17 protein-coding genes are annotated in these 20,710 nt (G+C 58.6%); 6 read left to right on the top strand and 11 right to left on the bottom strand.

Annotated elements, in window-relative coordinates:
• Positions 1-67: 67 nt before the first annotated feature.
• From C5750_RS00975 to putA, 4 genes are all read right to left on the bottom strand, one after another.
• Positions 68-976 carry a cation diffusion facilitator family transporter gene (locus C5750_RS00975; RefSeq protein ID WP_105732003.1) on the bottom strand — a complete coding sequence of 303 codons (909 nt, stop codon included), beginning with the start codon at positions 974-976 and terminating at the stop codon, positions 68-70.
• Positions 976-3,159 (bottom strand): anthranilate synthase, encoded by a 2,184-nt coding sequence (locus C5750_RS00970; RefSeq protein ID WP_162800212.1) that lies wholly within the window; start codon positions 3,157-3,159, stop codon positions 976-978. Before C5750_RS00970 ends, C5750_RS00975 begins: the two co-directional genes overlap by 1 nt.
• A gap of 237 nt (positions 3,160-3,396) precedes the next feature.
• Positions 3,397-5,076 carry a formate--tetrahydrofolate ligase gene (locus C5750_RS00965; RefSeq protein WP_105732001.1) on the bottom strand — a complete coding sequence of 560 codons (1,680 nt, stop codon included), beginning with the start codon at positions 5,074-5,076 and terminating at the stop codon, positions 3,397-3,399.
• A gap of 143 nt (positions 5,077-5,219) precedes the next feature.
• Positions 5,220-8,312, bottom strand: a complete 3,093-nt coding sequence (putA, locus tag C5750_RS00960) for a bifunctional proline dehydrogenase/L-glutamate gamma-semialdehyde dehydrogenase PutA (RefSeq protein ID WP_105732000.1) — start codon at positions 8,310-8,312, stop codon at positions 5,220-5,222.
• A 110-nt stretch (positions 8,313-8,422) separates the two neighbouring features.
• On the opposite strand from putA, the gene C5750_RS00955 reads away from it, so the two are divergent.
• Positions 8,423-8,884: an Lrp/AsnC ligand binding domain-containing protein gene (locus C5750_RS00955; RefSeq protein ID WP_105731999.1), complete on the top strand. Its 462-nt coding sequence runs from the start codon at positions 8,423-8,425 to the stop codon at positions 8,882-8,884.
• A 19-nt stretch (positions 8,885-8,903) separates the two neighbouring features.
• Here C5750_RS00955 and C5750_RS26290 read toward each other — a convergent pair whose 3' ends face one another.
• The 7 genes from C5750_RS26290 to C5750_RS00925 all read right to left on the bottom strand — a co-directional run bounded on the left by C5750_RS26290 (position 8,904) and on the right by C5750_RS00925 (position 16,905).
• Positions 8,904-9,125 (bottom strand): hypothetical protein, encoded by a 222-nt coding sequence (locus C5750_RS26290; RefSeq protein WP_130502065.1) that lies wholly within the window; start codon positions 9,123-9,125, stop codon positions 8,904-8,906.
• Positions 9,126-9,605: 480 nt separating this feature from the next.
• Entirely contained in the window at positions 9,606-10,730 is a 1,125-nt protein-coding gene (locus tag C5750_RS00950; protein WP_105731998.1) for a DUF2333 family protein, read from the bottom strand.
• Positions 10,731-10,742: 12 nt separating this feature from the next.
• Positions 10,743-12,029 carry a DUF6638 family protein gene (locus C5750_RS00945; RefSeq protein WP_105731997.1) on the bottom strand — a complete coding sequence of 429 codons (1,287 nt, stop codon included), beginning with the start codon at positions 12,027-12,029 and terminating at the stop codon, positions 10,743-10,745.
• On the bottom strand, positions 12,029-13,939 hold the full coding sequence (locus C5750_RS00940; RefSeq protein WP_105731996.1) for an AAA family ATPase: 1,911 nt from the start codon (positions 13,937-13,939) through the stop codon (positions 12,029-12,031). The genes C5750_RS00945 and C5750_RS00940 overlap by 1 nt, the downstream gene beginning before the upstream one ends.
• Before the next feature lie 12 nt (positions 13,940-13,951).
• Positions 13,952-15,103, bottom strand: a complete 1,152-nt coding sequence (locus C5750_RS00935; protein WP_105731995.1) for a hypothetical protein — start codon at positions 15,101-15,103, stop codon at positions 13,952-13,954.
• On the bottom strand, positions 15,103-16,191 hold the full coding sequence (locus C5750_RS00930; protein WP_105731994.1) for a hypothetical protein: 1,089 nt from the start codon (positions 16,189-16,191) through the stop codon (positions 15,103-15,105). Before C5750_RS00930 ends, C5750_RS00935 begins: the two co-directional genes overlap by 1 nt.
• A 123-nt stretch (positions 16,192-16,314) precedes the next feature.
• Positions 16,315-16,905, bottom strand: a complete 591-nt coding sequence (locus C5750_RS00925) for a thymidine kinase (protein WP_105731993.1) — start codon at positions 16,903-16,905, stop codon at positions 16,315-16,317.
• Between the two features lie 190 nt (positions 16,906-17,095).
• Here C5750_RS00925 and C5750_RS00920 point away from each other — a divergent pair, with 190 nt between their 5' ends.
• The 5 genes from C5750_RS00920 to C5750_RS00900 all read left to right on the top strand — a co-directional run bounded on the left by C5750_RS00920 (position 17,096) and on the right by C5750_RS00900 (position 20,709).
• Complete coding sequence (locus C5750_RS00920) at positions 17,096-18,037, top strand: choline ABC transporter substrate-binding protein (RefSeq protein WP_105731992.1); 942 nt, start codon at positions 17,096-17,098, stop codon at positions 18,035-18,037.
• A gap of 79 nt (positions 18,038-18,116) precedes the next feature.
• Complete coding sequence (gene choW / locus C5750_RS00915) at positions 18,117-18,959, top strand: choline ABC transporter permease subunit (RefSeq protein ID WP_105731991.1); 843 nt, start codon at positions 18,117-18,119, stop codon at positions 18,957-18,959.
• Positions 18,956-20,005: a choline ABC transporter ATP-binding protein gene (gene choV / locus C5750_RS00910; protein ID WP_105731990.1), complete on the top strand. Its 1,050-nt coding sequence runs from the start codon at positions 18,956-18,958 to the stop codon at positions 20,003-20,005. The genes choW and choV overlap by 4 nt, the downstream gene beginning before the upstream one ends.
• A gap of 73 nt (positions 20,006-20,078) precedes the next feature.
• Complete coding sequence (locus C5750_RS00905) at positions 20,079-20,378, top strand: toxin-antitoxin system TumE family protein (RefSeq protein ID WP_105731989.1); 300 nt, start codon at positions 20,079-20,081, stop codon at positions 20,376-20,378.
• Positions 20,359-20,709, top strand: coding sequence for an HVO_A0114 family putative DNA-binding protein (locus C5750_RS00900; protein ID WP_105731988.1), 351 nt, complete (start codon positions 20,359-20,361; stop codon positions 20,707-20,709). Before C5750_RS00905 ends, C5750_RS00900 begins: the two co-directional genes overlap by 20 nt.
• The last annotated feature ends 1 nt before the right edge of the window (position 20,710 follow it).

The raw sequence follows: 20,710 nt of genomic DNA, 5'->3' as shown, positions 1-20,710 counted from the left end.
AAAATGACGCAAAAGAGGATGTAAATCACCAAGCTGCCCCCAACCAAGAGCCTATAGGTTGGATCGCTCAGGCAAAGGGAACAGCAGCCGTGCCGATCGGCAGCTTGGCCTCTTCCTCCGGCTCGACATGAATGACGACACTCGAATCGGGAATCTGTTCCATGAGCGCATTTTCCATCCGGTCGCAAATGACATGCGCGTCGCCAACGCTCATGCTGGCATGAACGACCAGATGAAACTCGATGAACGTCACCCGCCCGGCAATGCGCGTCTTCAGGTCATGCACCTCCAGCGCACCGCCGGCATTGGCCGAGATGATGTCGCGGATGCGCATGGTTTCCTCGGTGGGAACACCGACATCCATCAGGCCCTGCACCGAAGAGCCGATCACCGTCCAGCCCTGCCAGAGGATGTTGAGCGCCACGATCACCGCAAGCAGCGGATCAAGGAACGTCCAGCCGGTAATCACGGCGCCGACAAGACCGATGAACACGCCGGCGGATGTGACCACATCGGTCATGATATGCTTGCCGTCCGCCAGCAGGGCCGGCGATTTGTGCCGCCGGGCACGGCTGATCAGCAGCGTGGCCCACAGGGCATTCACCAGCGACGCACCGCCATTGATCGCCAGACCCAGCCATGGTTCCTCCATGACTTTGGGCGTCTCCCAGGCCGACCAGACTTCCCGCAGGATCAAGAGCGCCGCCACCACGATCAGCACGCCCTCGAGCACCGCCGAAAAATACTCGGCCTTGTGGTGCCCGAAGGGGTGATTCTGGTCGGCGGGCTTGTGGCTGACACGGATCGCCCACCAGGCGGCAAGCGCCGCCACGACATTCACGATCGATTCCAGCGCGTCGGAATACAGCGCAACCGAACCCGTGACGTGATAGGCGGCATATTTCAGTGCCAGCACGCCCATGCCGACGAAAATCGACCAGAATGCCAGTCGCTGGACGACGTTTTCACCTTCCATCAGGCAGCTCGCTCCTTGGCCTTGCGCGGCAGATGCGCCACGATGTTTTCAATCATGCGCATGCCCGCATTGTGCCCGAGCGTCATAATCGATTCCGGATGGAATTGCACCGCCGCAATCGGTTCGCTCTTATGCTCGAAGGCCATGATGACCCCATCTTCGGTCTCGGCCGTCACGACAAACTCATCCGGCAACCGCACCGGATCGGCAAAAATCGAATGATAGCGGCCAACCGTGACCTCCTTGGGCAGCCCGGAAAAAATCCTGCCCTGCTTTGTAATCCGGATACGTGACGGTTTTCCGTGCATTGGAACATGCAGTTGCCGCAGCGTGCCGCCATAGGCTTCCGCCAGCGCCTGCAAGCCGAGGCAGACACCGAAGATCGGCAGGTCGCGCTTGCGTGCGTTCTTGATCGTTGCCTTACAGTCAAAATCCTCCGGTGTGCCCGGCCCCGGCGAAAGCACCACCAGATCGGGCTTCAACCGGTCGAAGATTTCATCGGGCACCGGCGTGCGGACGGTAGTCACAGTTGCGCCCGTCTGCCGGAAATAATTGGCGAGCGTATGGACGAACGAATCCTCATGATCGACAAGGAGGATCGACAGTCCCTCGCCGACCCGCGCAACGGCGCGTTCTTCCACGGGGATATTGCTCTTGTGTGCCTCGCGCACCGCCGCGATCATTGCCGAAGCCTTGAGTTCTGTTTCCGCCTCTTCCTCTTCCGGAATGGAATCGAACAGCAGCGTGGCCCCCGCCCGTACCTGCGCGATGCCGTCCTTGATGCGGATGGTGCGCAGGGTCAGGCCGGTGTTCATGTCGCCATTGAAATTGACCATGCCGATGGCGCCGCCGTACCAGGCGCGCGGGCTGCGCTCGTTCTCTTCGATGAAGCGCATGGCCCAGAGCTTTGGCGCCCCGGTCACCGTCACGGCCCATGCATGCGACAGGAAACCGTCAAAGGCGTCCATATCCTCGCGCAGACGGCCCTCGATATGATCCACCGTGTGGATGAGGCGCGAATACATTTCGATCTGGCGGCGGCCAATCACGCGCACGGAACCCGGCTCGCACACCCGGCTCTTGTCGTTGCGGTCGACGTCCGAGCACATGGTGAGTTCGGACTCGTCCTTCTTGGAATTGAGCAGCTTGATGATCTGCTCGGCATCGGCAATCGCATCCTCGCCGCGCTTGATCGTTCCCGAAATCGGGCAGGTTTCGATGCGGCGGCCAACCAAGCGCACGAACATCTCCGGCGAAGCCCCGACGAGATATTCATTGTCGCCGAGGTTGATGTAGAAGGAATAGGGCGACGGGTTGATGGCTTTCAGACGGCGCGAAATGACCGAGGGCTTGGTCTCGCAGCGCTCGTAGAATGTCTGGCCCGGCACAACCTCGAAGAGATCGCCGCGCTTGAAGCTTTCCTTGGCTTTCTTGACAAGTTCCGCATAATCCCCGGGATTATGGTCGCCGCGCCCCGGAATCGTATCCGTCGGCTTGAATGCCCTGGCTTCGGTTTCGCGTGTCAGGCCTTCCGTGGAAGCACCTTCAAACGTGTATTCGTAACGGTCGAGCCATGCCTTGGCCGCGTGGTGATCGACGACCAGAATTTCGTCCGGGAGATAGAGCACGATATCGCGCTGGTCATCCGGCCGCTTCAGCTTGTACTGGATCGGATCGAACTGGAAAGCGAGATCATAGCCGAATGCGCCGTAAAGACCGAGATTGGCGTCCTCCTCGCTGAAGAACAGGGCGACGATGCCGCGCAACACCGTGAAAACTGAAGGAATGCGCGAGCGTTCTTCTTCGGTGAAGGCGCGGCTCGGCAGGGCGATTTCAAGATCGAGCCTGGTCGCACCTGCGGCGGATACCGACACGTCGGCGAGGGCCGAAACCGCTTTGTGGATCGGGCGCAGCAAGATTTCGCCGCGCTTGTTCAGCGCCTCGATCGTCATATGGCGGCCATTGGAGGTGATAGCGACCGGCGGATCGATGATGGCCGTATCCCAGCGTGTATAGCGGCCCGGATACTCGTAATTGGACGAGAAGACTGCCCCGCGCCGTTCATCCAGCCCGTCGACATAGCTGTCGATCGCGCTGGCATAGGCGGTCGCAATGCGTGACCGGGAAATGGTAACACCGCCCGCGGTATCGAATATTTCCACATCGCCCTCAATTTTATGCATCATCATTTCCACTCCGTTGCATTTGGCTTTGCGGGCTTCTGGCGGTCAAACAAAAAGGCCGCCCGGAAAACCCGTTGCGGCCCTGATCCCTTTACGTGCGTGCAAAAGGCTGCGTGGCCGCTATCAGCGAGCCCACCACCAGCCATTTGCAATAACAACGCACGTGTTCATGGCGGTGATTGTTAGCGTTACGCGGCGATGCTTGCAACAGCAAAAATCACCGGCCTGAAAAACGCTTCAGAACAGCCCCTCGATCAAGCCCTGTGCGTTGAGATGAATGCGTTCGGCGGAAGGCGACTTCGGCAGACCCGGCATGGTCATGATCTCACCGCAGATCGCCACGACAAAACCCGCGCCGGCCGAAAGCCGTACTTCGCGTACATGCACCACATGATTGACCGGTGCGCCGCGCAAATGCGGATCCGTCGAGAACGAATATTGCGTCTTGGCCATGCAGACGGGAAGATGGCCGTATCCTGCGGCCTCCCACTGCCGGAGCTGCTCGCGCACGCTGGCATCGGCATCCGCTTCCGCCCCGCGATAGATGCGCTTGACCACCGTCTCGATCTTGTCGAACAGGGACAATTCATCCTCGTAGAGCGGCGAGAACTGGGCCGAACCGCTCTCGGCGAGAGACACCACCTTGTGTGCCAGTTCCTCGATCCCGGCCGATCCAAGCGCCCAGTGCTTGCACAGGATGGCTTCGGCGCCGTGGGCCGCAACGAAATTTTTCACCGTTTCGATCTCGGCATCCGTATCGGCGCTGAAATGATTGATCGCCACGACCACCGGCACACCGAACTGGCGGACATTTTCCATGTGGCGGCCAAGATTGGCGCAGCCCGCCTTCACTGCCGCAACGTTCTCAAGACCGAGATCGTCCTTGGCGACACCGCCATGCATCTTCATGGCGCGCACCGTGGCGACAATGACGGCGGCGGCAGGTTGCAATCCGGCCTTGCGGCATTTGATGTTGAAGAATTTCTCTGCGCCGAGATCCGCACCGAAACCGGCTTCGGTCACCACATAATCAGCAAGCTTCAGCGCGGTTGTCGTGGCAACGACCGAATTGCAGCCATGGGCAATATTGGCAAAAGGACCGCCATGCACGAAGGCCGGGTTGTTTTCCAGCGTCTGCACCAGATTGGGCTGCATGGCATCCTTCAACAGGACAGCCATGGCCTTGTCAGCTTTAAGGTCCCTTGCATAGACCGCGGTCTTGTCAAAACGGTAGCCGATGATGATATCACCCAGCCGCCGCTCCAGATCCTGCAAATCCGTGGCAAGGCAGAGAATGGCCATGACTTCCGACGCCACCGTGATGTCAAAACCCGATTCACGCGGAAAGCCATTGGCCACGCCGCCCAGCGACGATGCGATGTCGCGCAGCGCGCGGTCGTTCATGTCCATCACCCGCCGCCAGGTCACCCGGCGCGTATCGAGATTGAGTGCGTTCCCCCAGTAAACGTGATTGTCGATCAGGGCTGCTAGCAGGTTGTGCGCCGCCGTGATGGCATGAAAATCACCGGTAAAATGCAGGTTGATGTCCTCCATCGGGATGACCTGCGCATAGCCGCCGCCGGCGGCACCGCCCTTCACGCCGAAACAGGGCCCCAGCGATGCCTCGCGGATACAGACAATCGCCTTCTTGCCGATGCGATTGAGACCATCGCCCAGACCGACGGTGGTCGTCGTCTTGCCTTCGCCGGCCGGTGTCGGGCTGACCGCCGTCACCAGAACGAGCTTGCCATCCCTTGCGCCGCGCTTTGAGCGAATGAATTGCGCCGAGAGTTTTGCCTTGTCGTGCCCATAGGGAACGAGGTGCTCCGGCGCAATGCCAATCTTTGCACCGATCTCGAAAACCGGTTTCTTGGTTGCAGCGCGGGCGATCTCAATATCGGACTTCACGACAGCCATCGGCATATCCTCCCCATTTTAGGGTTGCGCCCTATTTATCGGTTACCATTCTGAATACGCCAAATAGCATCGTAGAAGCGAATTGGGGATAGTGAGTGCCCCACTATCCCCAATCGCGCATCTGATTTCAGCCGTTTTCCCGCTTATTCGCCCATAGCGATGAGGCTGGCATTGCCCCCGGCTGCGGCGGTGTTGACCGAAACCACCTGCTCCAGCGCAAACCGGGTCAGATAGGACGGACCGCCCGCCTTGGGTCCGGTGCCGGAAAGTCCCGACCCGCCGAACGGTTGTGTCCCGACAACCGCGCCGATCGTGTTGCGGTTGACATAGACATTGCCGATGTCGAGCCGGTCGATGACCTTGGCGACCGTTGCCTCGATGCGCGTGTGCAGACCGAAGGTCAGGCCGTAACCGGTCGAGGCGATCTGGTCGAGCACGGCGTCCAAATCCTTGGCCTTCCAGCGCACCACATGCAGAACCGGCCCGAACACCTCTTTCTCCAGTGCTGCCGCACTGTTGAGTTCAACGATATGCGGCGCAAAGAACAGGCCTTCGCCCGGGGCCGTACCGGCATAGCGAACCTTCTGGCTCGTGCGCATCGCGGCAATATGGGCCGCGAGCATATCGCGCTGCGCCTGATCGATGATCGGACCGACATCAGTGGAGGCCAGCGAGGGATCGCCAAGTGTCAACTCACGTGCCGCACCCTCGATCATTTCGAGCATGTTGTCGGCGATATCTTCCTGCAGGTAGAGGATTCGCAACGCAGAACAGCGCTGACCTGCCGAACGGAACGCCGACATGACCACATCGTCGGCAACCTGTTCGGAGAGCGCGGTTGCATCGACAATCATGGCATTGAGACCGCCGGTTTCGGCAATCAGCGGTACGATCGGGCCTTTCTTGGCTGCCAGTGCGCGGTTGATGGCCCAGGCCGTATCGGTCGAGCCGGTGAAGGCAACGCCGGCAATATCCGCATGGGACGTCAGCGCCGCACCGACCGAGCCATCACCCGGGACATAGAGCACGGCATCTTTCGGCACGCCCGCCTCATGCAGAAGCCGGATGGCTTCATAGGCGATCAGCGGTGTCTGTTCCGCGGGCTTCGCCACAACGGTGTTTCCAGCAGCCAGTGCCGCGGTGACCTGCCCCAGGAAAATCGCCAGCGGGAAATTCCAGGGGCTGATGCAGACGAAGGCACCGCGTCCGCGATGGCGCAGCTTGTTGTCTTCGCCCGTCGGGCCGGGCATGGCTTTGTCGGAGGCAAACTGGCGGCGTGCCTCGGCGGCGTAGTAGCGGCAGAAATCCACCGCTTCACGAATTTCGGCAATGCCGTCATCCAGAGTCTTGCCCGCTTCACGGGAGAGAAGGTCCATCAGCAGATCGCGGTGGCTCTCGAGGAGATCCCCGGCCTTTTCCAGGGCCTTGGCGCGGGTTTCCACGGGAACGCGCGACCATGACACGAAAGCTTTTTTGGCAATGCCGACCGCCTTTGCCGCTTCGTCGGCTGTCGCAAACACAACCGTTCCGACGGTTGCGCCATTGACCGGCGAAATCACATTCTGGGCCTTGCCCGCAGCCTTCACGCCGTCGATCAGCGGAACAGCATTGACCGTTCGGGATGCCTTGGCGATGCCGCCCAAAAGGGCCGCCAGTTCCTTGCGGTCACCCAGTTCCACACCGGCCGAATTGGCACGCTTGCCGTAGATTTTGGCAGGCAGCGGGATATGCGGGTGGCGGTAACCCTTGCCGTCATTGAGTTTTTCCGCCGGGCGTACCAGCAGGTCCGCTATCGGCACATTGCTGTCACCGACAACCGACACGAAAGATGAGTTGGCACCGTTTTCAAGCAGACGGCGAACCAGATAGGCCAGAAGGTCGCGATAGCCGCCAACCGGCGCATAGATGCGGCAGGCGATTTTCTCGTCCTTTTCCGTGATCTGCTTGTACAGGCTTTCGCCCATGCCATGCAGCCGCTGGAACTCAAAGCCGGTTTTATCGTCGCCAGCCATTTCCAGGATCATGGCGACCGTCAGCGCATTGTGGGTGGCAAACTGCGGGAATATGCGCGGACGGGCGTCAAGCATGCGCTTGGCACAGGCCATATAGGACGCATCGGTTGCCGGCTTGCGGGTGAACACGGGATAATCAGGCAGACCGCGCTCCTGTGTCCGCTTCACTTCCGTGTCCCAATAGGCTCCCTTGACCAGACGCACCATCATCTTGCGGTTGTGGCGCGCCGCCAGCCGGTCAATATGGTCGATCACCTCAAGCGCACGCTTCTGATAGGCCTGAATGGCCAGGCCGAACCCGTCCCATCCATCCAGCGACGGATCGGCAAAAACCCGGTCGATCACATCCAGCGATAACTCAAGCCGGTCGGCTTCTTCAGCATCGACCGTGAAATTGAGATCGTAGGATTTTGCCTTCTGCGCCAGTGCCAGGAGATCCGGCACCAGTTCAGCCATGACCTGATCATGATGCGTGGCGAGATAACGCGGATGCAGGGCGGAGAGCTTGACGGAGATGCCCATGCGATCCGGCAGCTTCTTGTTGCCCGTGGCACGGCCGATCGCGTCGATGGCATCGGAATAGGATTTGAAATAGCCGCGCGCGTCCTTGCGCGTACGGGCTCCCTCGCCCAGCATATCAAAGGAATGGCGGTAGCCCTTGGCCTCGTTGGAGGCAGCACGTTTCAGCGCATCCTTGATGGTTTCGCCAAGAACGAAGTGGTGGCCGAGATAACGCATGGCCTGCTTGGTGGCGGTGCGGACCGTGGGAAGACCAATACGCTTGACCAGCGAGGAAATCACCCCTTCCGGCGTCTCACCCGGCTTGATCACCTTGGCGGAAAGGCCGAGCGCCCAGGCTGACGCCGATACAAACCATGTATCGCCGCTTGGCTCGTGCTCCGACCATTTGCCCTGCTTCAGCTTGTCTTCAATCAGCTTGTCCTGCGTTGCCGCATCCGGCACGCGCAGAAGGGCTTCGGCAAGAACCATCAGCGCCAGCCCTTCACGGGTGGACAAGCCATATTCGCGCAGGAAATCCTCCACACCGCCGATACCGCTCGCTTCCTTGCGAATCGTCGCAATGTATTTGCTGGCACGTGCATCGATGCGGCGGTTGACGTCTTCGGGCAGGGCGATGGTTTTCAGCAAAGATGCAACCAGTTGCTGGTCATCGACAGCATATGGCGCAGTAAAATCGTTTGAAGACGGCAGTGGTCTGGTCATCAGGCTTCCCCTTATTGATTTTTTCCATATAATCTATTCCACTTGGTTCTTCTCACCAATGAACGCTTGAGAAACAGCGTAAAAAACTAAAAATACGGGGTATTTTAGAGATGAAAAACCTGGACAGTCTTGACCGGCGCATTTTGCGCGAGCTGCAGAAGGACGGGCGGCTCTCCAACACCGAGTTATCCGAGCGTATCAGCCTCTCGCAAACAGCGACCACGGAACGGGTCAAGCGCCTGACAAGAGACGGCTATATCCTTGGCTACACGGCCAGACTGTCGCCGAAAAAGCTCGACCGCGCAATGCTGGTCTTCGTCGAAATCAAGCTGGACCGCACCACCCCGGATGTTTTTGCCACCTTTGCCGCGGCGACCCGGCGCAACCCCGACGTGATGGAATGCCACATGGTTGCCGGCGGTTTCGATTACCTGATCAAGGCGCGCGTCGCCGACATGGAACATTATCGCCGTTTTCTCTCCGATGCCCTGCTGTCATTGCCGGGCGTGCGCGAGACGCATACCTATGCCGTCATGGAAGAAGTCAAGGAAACCACGCACCTGCCGGTTTGATCGACCTGCAACCGGATACCTATTGCCACACAACTCCCCGTTCGTTGCCGAACCGGTTGAACTTCATCATCAATGGACGGGTTGAGAACAAAAGCAACAGCACCGGGCCAGCGGTGTATCGGAGGAGATAGGCTGCTCCGGCTGCGGCATCAGCCATGCTTTCAAACTTGGAGGTGGAGCGATGTGGTTTAAACCCTTCAGCATCACCCTGGAAATGAAAAAAACCCGGACTGGCTGGCAAGTCACTATCCGGGTTCTTTTCAAGTAGCCAGGAAAGAGGGTGGGCGAAAGCTCGCCCTCACTCCAAGACCAAATATAGCATTTTACCCGCCCAAGTCCACTTATTGCTGCAGAACCCGCTTGATGTCGCTCCAGTTTGATCGACCTGCAACCGGATACCTATTGCCACACAACTCCCCGTTCGTTGCCGAACCGGTCGCACTTCGTCATCAATGGACGTGTTGAAGGCAAAAGCAACAGCACCGGGCCAGCGGTGTATCGGAGGAGATGGGCTGCTCCGGCTGCGGCATCAGCCATGCTTTCAAACTTGGAGGTGGAGCGATGTGGTTTAAACCCTTCAGCATCACCCTGGAAATGAAAAGGATCCGGAATCGCTGGCAAGTGATCCTCCGGATCCGATTCATGTAACCAGGAAAGAGGGTGGGCGAAAGCTCGCCCTCACTCCAAGGCTAAATATAGCATTTTACCCGCCCAAGTCCACTTATTGCTGCAGAACCTGCTTGATATCAATCAAATTGGAACGCACGCGCAGGATATAGAAACCCATGGTTGTCAGATGGTTGGGCAACAACCAACCGCCCTCGCTGCCATTGGCGATGATCCATGGCGTTATGTTGAGCGCCGAACGGAGCTGTCCGTCCATGCCATCCCACAGGGGAGCCAGATTCTTCTGCTGCACGACCTGCTTGAAGTCGACCTTCGCCGCATTCATCAGACCGTAATAGGCGTAGAGCTGGCCATAGGCGAACCAGAACCGGTCATCCGCACGGGTATCGAACCAGCCATAATTGTTCTTCTCCGAGCGATCCTTCAGGATGGCGGAGGTAGAGCCGATATCATTGGCGATACGGTCGATGAATTGCATGAGATTGTCGGCACGAGCATCGAATACGGCACTGCAGGTTTCAAGTTTCGAATTGAACGTCCTGAGGTCTTTGACCGCCGAGCGGTAGTAGCTCGGGGTTGGGGTCTTGGGGCCAAACGGGTTGAGGCCAAAATACCATGCATCCTCGGTGAACTGCAGATTGCCGCGCGCTTTCTGCAGATCATTATCGATCTGCGATGTACCGCGGACGCGGCCAAGCGTGTCAACAAGCTCGACAGCTGTCCGCCGCACGGCGGAGTTGATACCGCGCTGGAACGCCGCCTTGTTGTCGAGGAAGGGCGTATCGTCCCACGACATGCCGAAGAAACCGAGCTTGAACAGCAGCATGGAGGAAATCCAGGCATTCTGGTTCACGTTGAAATCGGTAAGGTCAGCCGTGACTTCCACAATGGCCGACCGGGCGCAGCTCTTGGGCGCCGTCCCGACGGCTTGTGCAGCAACCGGTTCGCCGGCAGCAACGTCACGTTTGTCGAAATTATAGGCGGCGACGTAGTCCGGATTGAAATTCGTCCAGACCTGCGTGACCCAGAAGAAATAACCGTAAAGCCCGACCCAGAGAATGAGTATTGCACCCACGACTGCCTTCAGGATCCAGCCGCGCTGGGTGTACCAGCGCCCTGCCCACAGGAACGGCCACAGGAGGATACCGACCGCATAGCCGATGCCGCGTCCGATCAGATAGAAAATCCGGCTGAAGAAGTTGATGACGGGATCGAGCATTGTGCATCCTTGCTAGGAGGTGAGACCGTAGAGCCGCCTGCGCAGCCCTTCCTTGTCCTTCAAATAGGTGGTTTTGAGTATATCGACAACGTGTTCCTGATAGGCGGGGTTCCAGCGGCCGTAATCGGCGTAGAAGCCCTGCTTGTTGAAGATGTAGCGCGACAGGAAATCCCACGGGACAAAATCACTGATCAGCTGATTGACCAGCCAGGCATCGGGATGGCTTGGGAGCGCCCGCACCACCAGAAAACGGCGCGCCGGATCGATCTCGGAGAGGTTGATCTGCCCTGTCTGGGCAATTTCACGTTTCGCGGCGTTCAGGAACGGCCATGTCCCGTCATGATTGATCAGGCTGGCATTGGCGTGAATCCAGGTCTGCAGCCAGATGCGGTCAATGCCGCTCAGATTGCGTTCCGGTTCAAGCGTCTGGATGAGATGGCGGATGATCATCTCGCCGCGGTTTTCCAGATAGCCCGACTGCTCGATCCACGAGCCGCGCGGCAACTCGATACGCCCCGTCGCGGCAAGAAACTGGAACACCTGGTCGGCATCCTTGATCGAGATGTAATTGACCTGCCAGGGGCGCGAGCGGCGGAAACCGGGAGCAGCGGAATCGCCGATGACCGTTGTCGTATTGTCATCGACAAAGATATAGATGCCGCCGAAATGGCTGGTCCAGAAGGCGCTGTGGCGGAACACCACCTTGTCGGGCACCAGTGAATTCTCGCGGATATCGCCGGTGACCTTGGCAAGGTCGACCATGCGGTTGATGAGATCGTCGTCGCGCCAGGTGTTCGGCTCGTTCTGCAGCCGGTCCACCAAGAGACGCAGTTCCGCCGCCTGCCCCATGACGTTTTCAGCGGAAAGGACGCGGAACTCGACCTGATTGATCGACAGCAGATCCTCGATGTCGTTGACAATGGAAACACTGTCCTCGATCTCGCCGAAGATCACATCCTTGATGGTCAGCGCGTTGATCGCCCGCGCATTGCTGCTGAAAAACTCGTACATCAGCTGGGACGTGTTGGAGAACTGCGTGTGAACCACCGGCAGCGTCGCCTGATCCGGCGTCAGAATGATGAAGCGGCGGTTGACGCCATTGGGATCGAGATAGGACGGGTCCTTCAGCTCAGCGGCGATTTCCGGCGAGAATCCCGTCCGGTCAATATTGAACCGCGCAAGTTCGGTTGCCTTGAAGCCAAAAGCCGTCAGCGCCCGGTTGTAGCGTTCAATCAGATGCGGCTGGTCGATCGTCAGCAGACGCCCGTAGATCAGTTCGTTTTCATAGAGGAGGTCCATCAGGCGTCCCACTGCCCCCTGGCTTTCAGGGCTTCCACTTCCCTGATCGCCCGTTCGCGCAGGCGCGCATCGCGAACGATTTTCTCCACGGCGGCATCGTCGGACTTGTCGGCATAACGGAATTCCGAATCCGCATACCGGTTGGTTTCCTGCAGCACCATCTCCATGGTGAAGGGCTTGCGCAGTTCCTCAACCATTGCCTTCTTGTCGTCGTAGGGTTTGTGCATGAAGGTCTCGGGCTTTTCGAACCACTCATCCGGCAGTTCGATGTCCATGGCGCGCATCTTGATCGCATCCGTCACATTCTTGATGGCGCGGCCGGTGAAACGCGGCTCGCGCTCCTTGATCATGTGCAGATAGGTGCCGATATCGGCAAGCGTTTCCGGTTCGCCGTTCTCGGAAATGAAGCGCTCATACACCGCTTTCAGCCCGTCTTCCTGCGGCTTCGACAATTGTTCATAGGCGGCATCCACGGCGCGTTCGATCTGCTGGTCTTCGAACAGCTTGTGTTCACCCAGCGGAATCCTGTGGTTCTTGCCGGCGAGCAGCGCAAAGATATCGATGTAATCGTTGCGCGTCTGCGGCCCGTCCACCAGCCAGCGCGCCCCGGCGCGCTGGCGCAGTGCATCGTCGACATTCTCCGGATAGTTGGAGAACATGCCGAACGCGCAATTGCCGCGCACCACCGTCGATGCCCCGGCAAAAGCTTCCATCAGCACGCCGGTAATTTCCTGCTGGCCGGCAGACGCCCGGTCGTCGGAACGCCGCGCCGCAACCTGATCGATATCGTCGATGGTACCGAAGCCGATCACGCGCGGATTGAGCACGTTGTTGACGAATTGTCGGCAGTTCTGCCCGGATTTTCCCTGATAGGAGGAAATCTGGTCGACGCCGAAATTCTCGTAGTGGAAGGCATAGCCCGCCACCTGGCAGTAATCGTTGACGAGACCGGCAATCATCTGGATCAGCGTCGTCTTGCCCGTGCCGGGTGCGCCGTCGCCGATGAAGGTGAACAGAAAGCCGCCCAGCTCGACGAACGGGTTGAGCTGCCGGTCGAAATCATAGGCCATCAGCATCTTTGACAGCTTCAGCGCCTGATATTTGGCAATGTGATTACCGATGACTTCATCCGGCTTTTTGAAGGTCATCACCAAGGGCGTGCGCTTCTTGCCCGGCGCTACATCGAAACCGTCAAGCGTGAAATCGTCGCTGTCGAGACGCAGATGCGTGTCTTCAAAACTGCCAAGCCCGTCAAAACGCCCCTTGCGCTGCAGCAGGCCTTCAATGGCCGCAGCAGCATAGGCCTTCGCCCGCGCCAGCATGGTCTGTTCATCGGCGGCACCGGCAATCGCCCGGTCCAAACCGCCGACGATGGATTTCAGTGCATCCTGCGCCGTGTCGAAATTGAATTCCGCAACCGTCACATCATTGGCGGCCTGGCTATCCGCTTCGATCAGCTGGCCGAGATAGGCAGCCAGCGCAAAGGCCGAGACGTAGGCAGCGGCGGACAAGAGCTTCTTGAAATGGCTGGCATCTTCTCCCTGCAGGGGTGCCGAGGCATTGCGCGCCAAAAGGTTCTCCAGATCGCTCTGCCGGCCGAAAACATCGGCAACAGCCAATGCCACCGCCACGCCACGGCGCACCCGGAACAACAGCGTGTGCTGGGCGATGGACAGCATCTGGTCATCAGGACGGACGGCCTGGATTGTCCTGGTCAGATCCACCTCGCGCGTTGACCGCAAACCGCCGGTCGAAACGGTTGAGACAAACCGCCGCCCGGTACCGGCAAGCTCGGTCCCGGATTTCGCATCGCCCGATTCCAGCACGACAAAGCGCGTGACCATGGCCTGCGCCACCGGCAGATGCTTGGTGATGTCCTTCTCGTCGATGGTGGTCAAACCGACATCCATGATCGTGCTCCCCTAAATGTCGCTGATGACCTGGCCATTGGACAGGATATGGGTTTTGAACCCGCTGAAAATGCGGCTGGCCTCGCCCGAGGCATAGAGCGCCTGATAGGCTTCGTGCGGCACCAGCGCGTGCTGTTCGTAACTGCTGACGCCCTGCCGGGCCGCCTCCAGATCATCCGTATTGATATAGAACTCCTCGCGCGCCGGCTCCGACGACCACAGCCCCCGCTTTCCCGGCCGTTCCGCCTTGGAGAAAACCTCCTGCATGGTCCATGTCAGAAGCCAGGCATCCTCCGGCTTGCGCACGCGTTCCAGAACGTCGGCAACCGTCTGGTTATGCTCGGTAATACCCGTCGTATAGAACGGCCCGAGAACCACGCGCCGCAACTGCTTGGGGTGAAGCTCCGGAAAATCCGTATCGAGGCTTGTCGCAATCGTGACCGGCGACAGCGAATAGGCCGAATTCTTGGCGGCGAAATCGTCAAAACGCCGCGCCAGTTCCGGATTGAGCAGGCCGCCGACAGGCAGCGGAATCCGCACGCCGGGATTGAGCTTGCCATCCCTGCCCACGAGGGTTTCCACGAGGCCGTCCGACGAATCCTCGATGATCGCCATATAGATCAGCGGCAGGTTGGAAGCGCCGTCAAAGGCGCCCCAGTGCACCACGTAGAGCGGCCGCATGGTCTTTGGATTGACTGAAACGCGGATGGTCACCGGCAGGATGAAGGGCGAGAAAACCTCGCCCTGCTCGACCGCTTCCAGATAAATCCGCTCCGCCATCGATTTCTGCAGATCGCGCGGAAAGGCGCGGTGCCGCAGGATGAAATCCGCCATTTCATGGCGCAGCGCTGCCGCTGGCGGAATGGCCGCCAGCCGGGCCCTGGTGTCCCGCTTGTCATTTTCCAGTTCCAGCACATTCTGGAAAACCGGAAAGCCGCTTTCGGCGCGCGAAATCTGGAACCGGTCGGTAAAGCCGATCCGGTTGCGCCAGCATTCGAAGGAGGCTTCCAGCCGCCGCAAATATTCCGATACGGTCTGGGCGACGAGATCGTGCTTGTAGAGCGGCGACTGCTGGTTGTTGAGAAAAATATCCAGCCCGTCCAGCGCAGCGCGGATCGCACCGAAATAGCGTTCGGCGGCGGTCAGATCAGCATTCCCAGCCATTAATTCTGCACGTAGTCAGCGGAATTGTGTTTCTTCAGGACTTCCGAGAAACGGCGTGAGAATGCATCGTCGGCGAGCTTCTTGCGCCGCTGGATATCCTGGGTGCTGACCATGTTCTTCTCGTGCATCTCCAGAAGGTCGCCAATGTGTTTCTGCGCTGCGGCGCCAACACCAGCCATGGTCTCTTCCGCCGCCGTATCGACGCGGCTGCCAAGGGTATTGATCTTGTGGGCAACGTCCTGCTGGGCGGCCGTCTTCAAGGAATCTTCCAGCGCCTTGTAGAGAACGATGCGCTGTTCGGTATCGATCGACAATTTGTTGATCAGCGTGCTCTGCGCGGCGATCTGGTTGTTGAGCGAATCGACGAATGTCTGGAACATGGAGGTGTAGCGTTCCAGCGTCTGGCTTTCCGCCAGAAGCTCCTGCTCTTTCGCCTGACGCTCATTGTATTCCGTCGCCAGTTTCGAGCGGTCGCCTTCCAGCGTGGCGCGGGTGCCCTGATCGGTGGAGGCGGCAATCCGGTTTTCAATATCGAGCAGCAGCGGGTTCAGCTCTTCGATGCGCTTCTGCGTGGCTTCGAGCGTCGCCACTGTTGTCTTGCGGCGCTCGATCACATTGGCAAGGCTGGCTTCCGACGTCTTGTAGCGCGCATCGAGAATGGTCTTCTGCTCTTTGAGAATGCCAACAATGCGGTCGGACTTCGACAGCAGTTCCTGCAGATTGCCGGCCAGCGACATGTTGCGCACGCGATCCGTGCGCAGACGCTGCATCTTGTCCTTGGAGAAAACGCCGACCAGCTTTTCCCAGCCGGAATAACTTTTCATGCTTTCAAATTCGGAACCGAAGACATTGGTCGCATCTTCCAGTCCGATGATCAGGTCGGCAATATTGCCTTCCATCACTTTCTGCTGGCGCAGGACATCGTCGATGCGGGCATTTTCAATGTCGAAGTCAGGATTTCCAATCGCGGTATCCGCCTTGGCGAACTTGTCGAGCACGACGCTGGACTGGTCTATTTTCGTCCGCATCTCATTGACCATGTTCCGGGTCTTTTCGATCTCGGTATCAAAGCTCTGCAAGCTCGCCATTGGTGTCTCCCCTAGATGCCCAAGATAAAATCATAAATTTATCTGCCGCCCGAATATAGACACGGCATTTAACGAAAAAAAGCCTGTAGAAAAATGACAGGCGATATTGGGCCGGAGCCGGCTCTAAGGGTCCAAAGCAATCCGCCCGGTTTCTTCTTCCCAATGCTTGCGGCAAAGCGAGACATACACGGATTTTTCGATGGATACCTGGTCTCCTTCAGTGATCGCCTTGCCCGTCGAATCGTGCCGGACCACCATGGTCGCCTTCGAGCCGCAATGGCAGATGGTCCTGATCTCCCGCAGCGTATCGGCGATGGCCAGCAATTCGGCCGAACCGGGAAAGAGCTTGCCCTGAAAGTCTGTGCGAAGCCCGAAACACATCACGGGCAGATGCAGCCGGTCGGCAACGCGTGCCAGTTGCCAGACCTGGTCCCGGGTGAGGAACTGCGCCTCATCAACGAAAACGCAGCTCAATGCATTCTCGCCATGCGCCGATGCAATCCGGTCGAAAAGATTGTCCTCCTCGCGGTAAAGCTCGGCCGCAGCGGTCACGCCAAGACGGGAGGAAATGACGCCGGCGCCATTTTCCGCATAGTGCGCAGCCGTGAACATCATCGTCCGCATGCCGCGTTCCTGATAATTGTAGGACGCCTGCAGGAGCATGGTGGACTTGCCGGCGTTCATTGTGGAGTAGCTGAAATAGAGTTTTGCCATAGGGGCGTTTAATCAGACTCGTGGCCGCGCTTGAAGCCTCTCCGGCGCAGAGGGTGCAACTTTTGCCGGAATATCAACAACTGTCGCGAATTGACCGGATTTATGCGCGGCTATGCTTGAACCCCTGCGAAATTGGTGCTTGGTTCATGCCCTTAACAGCCGGTAGAAAACCGGAGAGGGAGAACAATCGATGAAAATGTTGACCAAACTGACCATTTCACTGGCTCTCACGCTGACCGCCGGCACCGCCTTCGCCGCGGAACCCGCGAGTTGCAAGGCCGTTCGATTCGCCGATGTCGGCTGGACCGACATTACCTCGACCACGGCAGCGGCAAGCGCCGTGCTCAAGGGGCTGGGATATTCCACCGATACGAAAGTCCTGTCGGTTCCCGTGACCTATGCGTCCCTCGGCAAGAAAGACATCGACGTATTCCTGGGCAACTGGACGCCCAGCATGGCCGCCGATCTCAAACCCTATCTCGACAACAAGACGGTTGAGGATCTCGGTGTGAATCTCACCGGCGCAAAATATACGCTGGCAGTACCGCAGTACCTTTATGACAAGGGTTTGAAAGACTTCAAGGATATCGTCACGTTCAAGGACGAGCTCGGCGGCAAGATCTATGGCATCGAGCCGGGCAATGACGGCAACCGCCTGATCCTCGACATGATCTCCAAGAATGCTTTCGGCCTAAAGGGCTTCGAGGTTGCCGAATCATCCGAGCAGGGAATGCTGGCGCAGGTTGCCAAGCAGACGAAAACCAAGGGGCCCATCGTCTTCCTCGGCTGGGCGCCGCATCCGATGAACACCAACTTCAAGATTCAGTACCTTTCCGGCGGCGATGATTTCTTCGGCCCCGACTTTGGCGGTGCAACCGTTCACACCAATGTTCGCGCCGGCTATACGACCGAATGCCCGAATGTTGGCAAACTTCTGGCCAATCTCAAATTCGACCTGAAAATGGAAAACGAGATCATGGGCAAGATTCTGGATGACGGCGAAGACGGCCCGAAGGCCGCCTCCGAATGGCTGAAGGCCAATCCTGCCATTCTCGACACCTGGCTTGCCGGTGTGACCACGGTTGACGGCAAGGACGGTCTGCCAGCCGTCAAAAAGTCTCTCGGTCTTTAAGGCCTGCCGATATTGTCGCCCGGCGCCTGCGCCGGGCGATTCTTTCGCCTGATACTGCAACCGACAGAGGAATTTTCGCTTGGACTGGCTGACACAAGACAAGATTCCGGTAGGCAAGACGGCCAAGGCCGTCGTCGACTGGCTCACGAACAATTTCGCCGGGTTTTTCGATGGGCTCGCCTTCGTCATGCAGTCGTTCATCGACGGCCTCATGTTCGTCCTGAAATATCCGCATCCGCTGATCATGGTCGCCATCTTTTCAGCGGTTGCCTATGCGCTGCGCCGTTCGATTGCGGTCACCCTGCTCACTCTCTTCGGCTTCCTGTTCATTCTCAATCAGGGCTACTGGAAGGAAACGATGGAGACACTGACGCTGGTGCTCTCCTCCTGCATCCTGTGCATGGGCATCGGTGTCCCCGTCGGCATCATCGCCGCCCACCGCCCCCGCTTCTACGCGGCCATCCGGCCCGTGCTTGATCTAATGCAGACATTGCCGACCTTCGTCTATCTCATCCCGGCCATCGTCTTCTTCGGCATCGGCATGGTGCCCGGCCTGATCGCAACGGCGATCTTCGTTCTGCCTGCTCCGATCCGGCTGACGCATCTGGGCGTGTCCTCCACCCCGCAGCATCTGGTTGAGGCAGGTGAAGCCTTTGGCGCATCGTCGCGCCAGCTTCTGTGGAAGATCGAACTGCCCTATGCCATGCCGCAAATTCTGGCGGGCCTGACCCAGACCATCATGCTGTCCCTGTCCATGGTGGTCATTGCCGCCCTGGTCGGTGCCGATGGGCTCGGCGTTCCGGTTGTCCGCGCGCTCAATTCGGTCAACACGGCATTGGGCTTCGAGGCAGGCCTTGTCATCGTGGTCGTCGCCATCGTGCTTGACCGTATCTTCCGTCCCGGCAAGGAGCCTGGTGAATGACCGCGATCACCCTTGAAAACGTCTGTATCATTTTCGGCAAGAAGACAGACGGCGCGCTGGCGCTTGCCGACCAGGGCAAGAGCCGGTCGGACATCCAGGCGGAAACCGGCCATGTGCTCGGCGTCCACAATTGCTCAATCACCATTGCCGAAGGTGAAATCCTCGTGCTCATGGGCCTGTCCGGCTCGGGCAAATCCACGCTCCTGCGCGCCATCAACCGCCTCAACCCGATTTCGCGCGGCTCCGTCGTCGTGCATCATGGCGGCCGCTCGGTCGATGTCGGCAAGGCGGACAAGAATACGCTGCGCGATTTGCGCAAGCATCTTGTCTCCATGGTCTTCCAGCAGTTCGGCCTTTTGCCCTGGCGCACGGTCGAAGAAAATGTCGGCTTCGGCCTCGAATTGTCGGGGGTGTCCAAGGAAGACCGGGCGGAAGCCGTGGAACAGCAATTGGCGCTGGTCAATCTCAAGGACTGGGCCAAGCGCAAGGTCGGCGAACTCTCCGGCGGCATGCAGCAGCGTGTCGGTCTTGCCCGCGCCTTTGCCACCGGCGCACCGATCCTGCTGATGGACGAGCCGTTTTCGGCGCTCGATCCGCTCATTCGCACCCGCCTTCAGGACGAACTGCTCAGCCTGCAGGAACGGCTGAAGAAGACCATCGTTTTCGTCAGCCACGATCTCGACGAAGCAATGAAGATCGGCAACCGCATCGCCATCATGGAGGGCGGCCGCATCATCCAGTGCGGCACGGCGCAGGATATCCTGCTCAACCCGGCCAATGATTATGTCGCTGACTTCGTGGCCAACATGAATCCGCTGGGTGTGCTGACGGCCGGCGACATCATGGTGCCGCTTGACCGCAGCCGGTCCGCCAACCGTCCCTTCGCCGCAACGGCACGGCTGGCCACCCCCGTGCGCCAGATCATGCAGGCGGTGTCGAAAAATGGCGGCGATGTCGGCATTGTCGAGAACGGCGCCATTCTCGGCATGATCTCGGCCGACGACATCGTGCGGGGACTACTAAAGCATCAGAGAAACCAGCCGTGAACATCCCTATCATGCGACGGTTCACCCCATGTTGATGGTGTGATTTACATCGTTTTTTGATGATGGTACAGTCATGGCGCAGGCAGAAAGCCTTGTTTCCCGGCGGGTCTTCGTGGGCCAGAACATATTCACGGAGATTGTGGTCTGGCGTATTCCGGCGCCATTGAAAGGCAGCAGCCACACGTACAAATATCGTTTTGCTTTGGTTGCCAACAATGTCTGCGTGTTACGGTACGACAATGAAGCTGGCAAGGGCGATCACAGGCATATTGGAGAAGCGGAAATTCCCTATGCGTTTTCGACGATAGAAGCGCTTCTGGCGGATTTCAAAGGCGATGTTGAAAGATGGCTCCATGAAAACAATCACCTTTAAGGTTCAGACACTGGCGTCCGCTCTCGATGATGTTGAGATCGCCTGGAAAACAGGTGAGGCCGAGACGACACCCCAGTTCAGTTTTGTCACCTGGGAGGTCATGCACAAAATTCTGTCGCCCAAGCGATTGGAGATCGTGACCGCAATGGCCGGAGCAGGCCCTCTGAGCATCCGCGAAATCGCACGCCGGGTCGAGCGCGATTTCAAGGGCGTTCATGCGGATGTTACGCTGCTTCTGAATGCGGGGGTGATCACCAAAACCGGGACTGGCAAGATGATCTTCCCTTACGACAAAATCCACGTCGATTTCGAGATTTCAGCGGCGGCTTGAA

Source organism: Phyllobacterium myrsinacearum (assembly GCF_002980555.1).
Classification (GTDB): Bacteria; Pseudomonadota; Alphaproteobacteria; order Rhizobiales; family Rhizobiaceae; genus Phyllobacterium; species Phyllobacterium myrsinacearum.
Note: the sequence above shows the minus strand (reverse complement) of the source record. Positions and strands in the feature narration are given on the sequence as shown.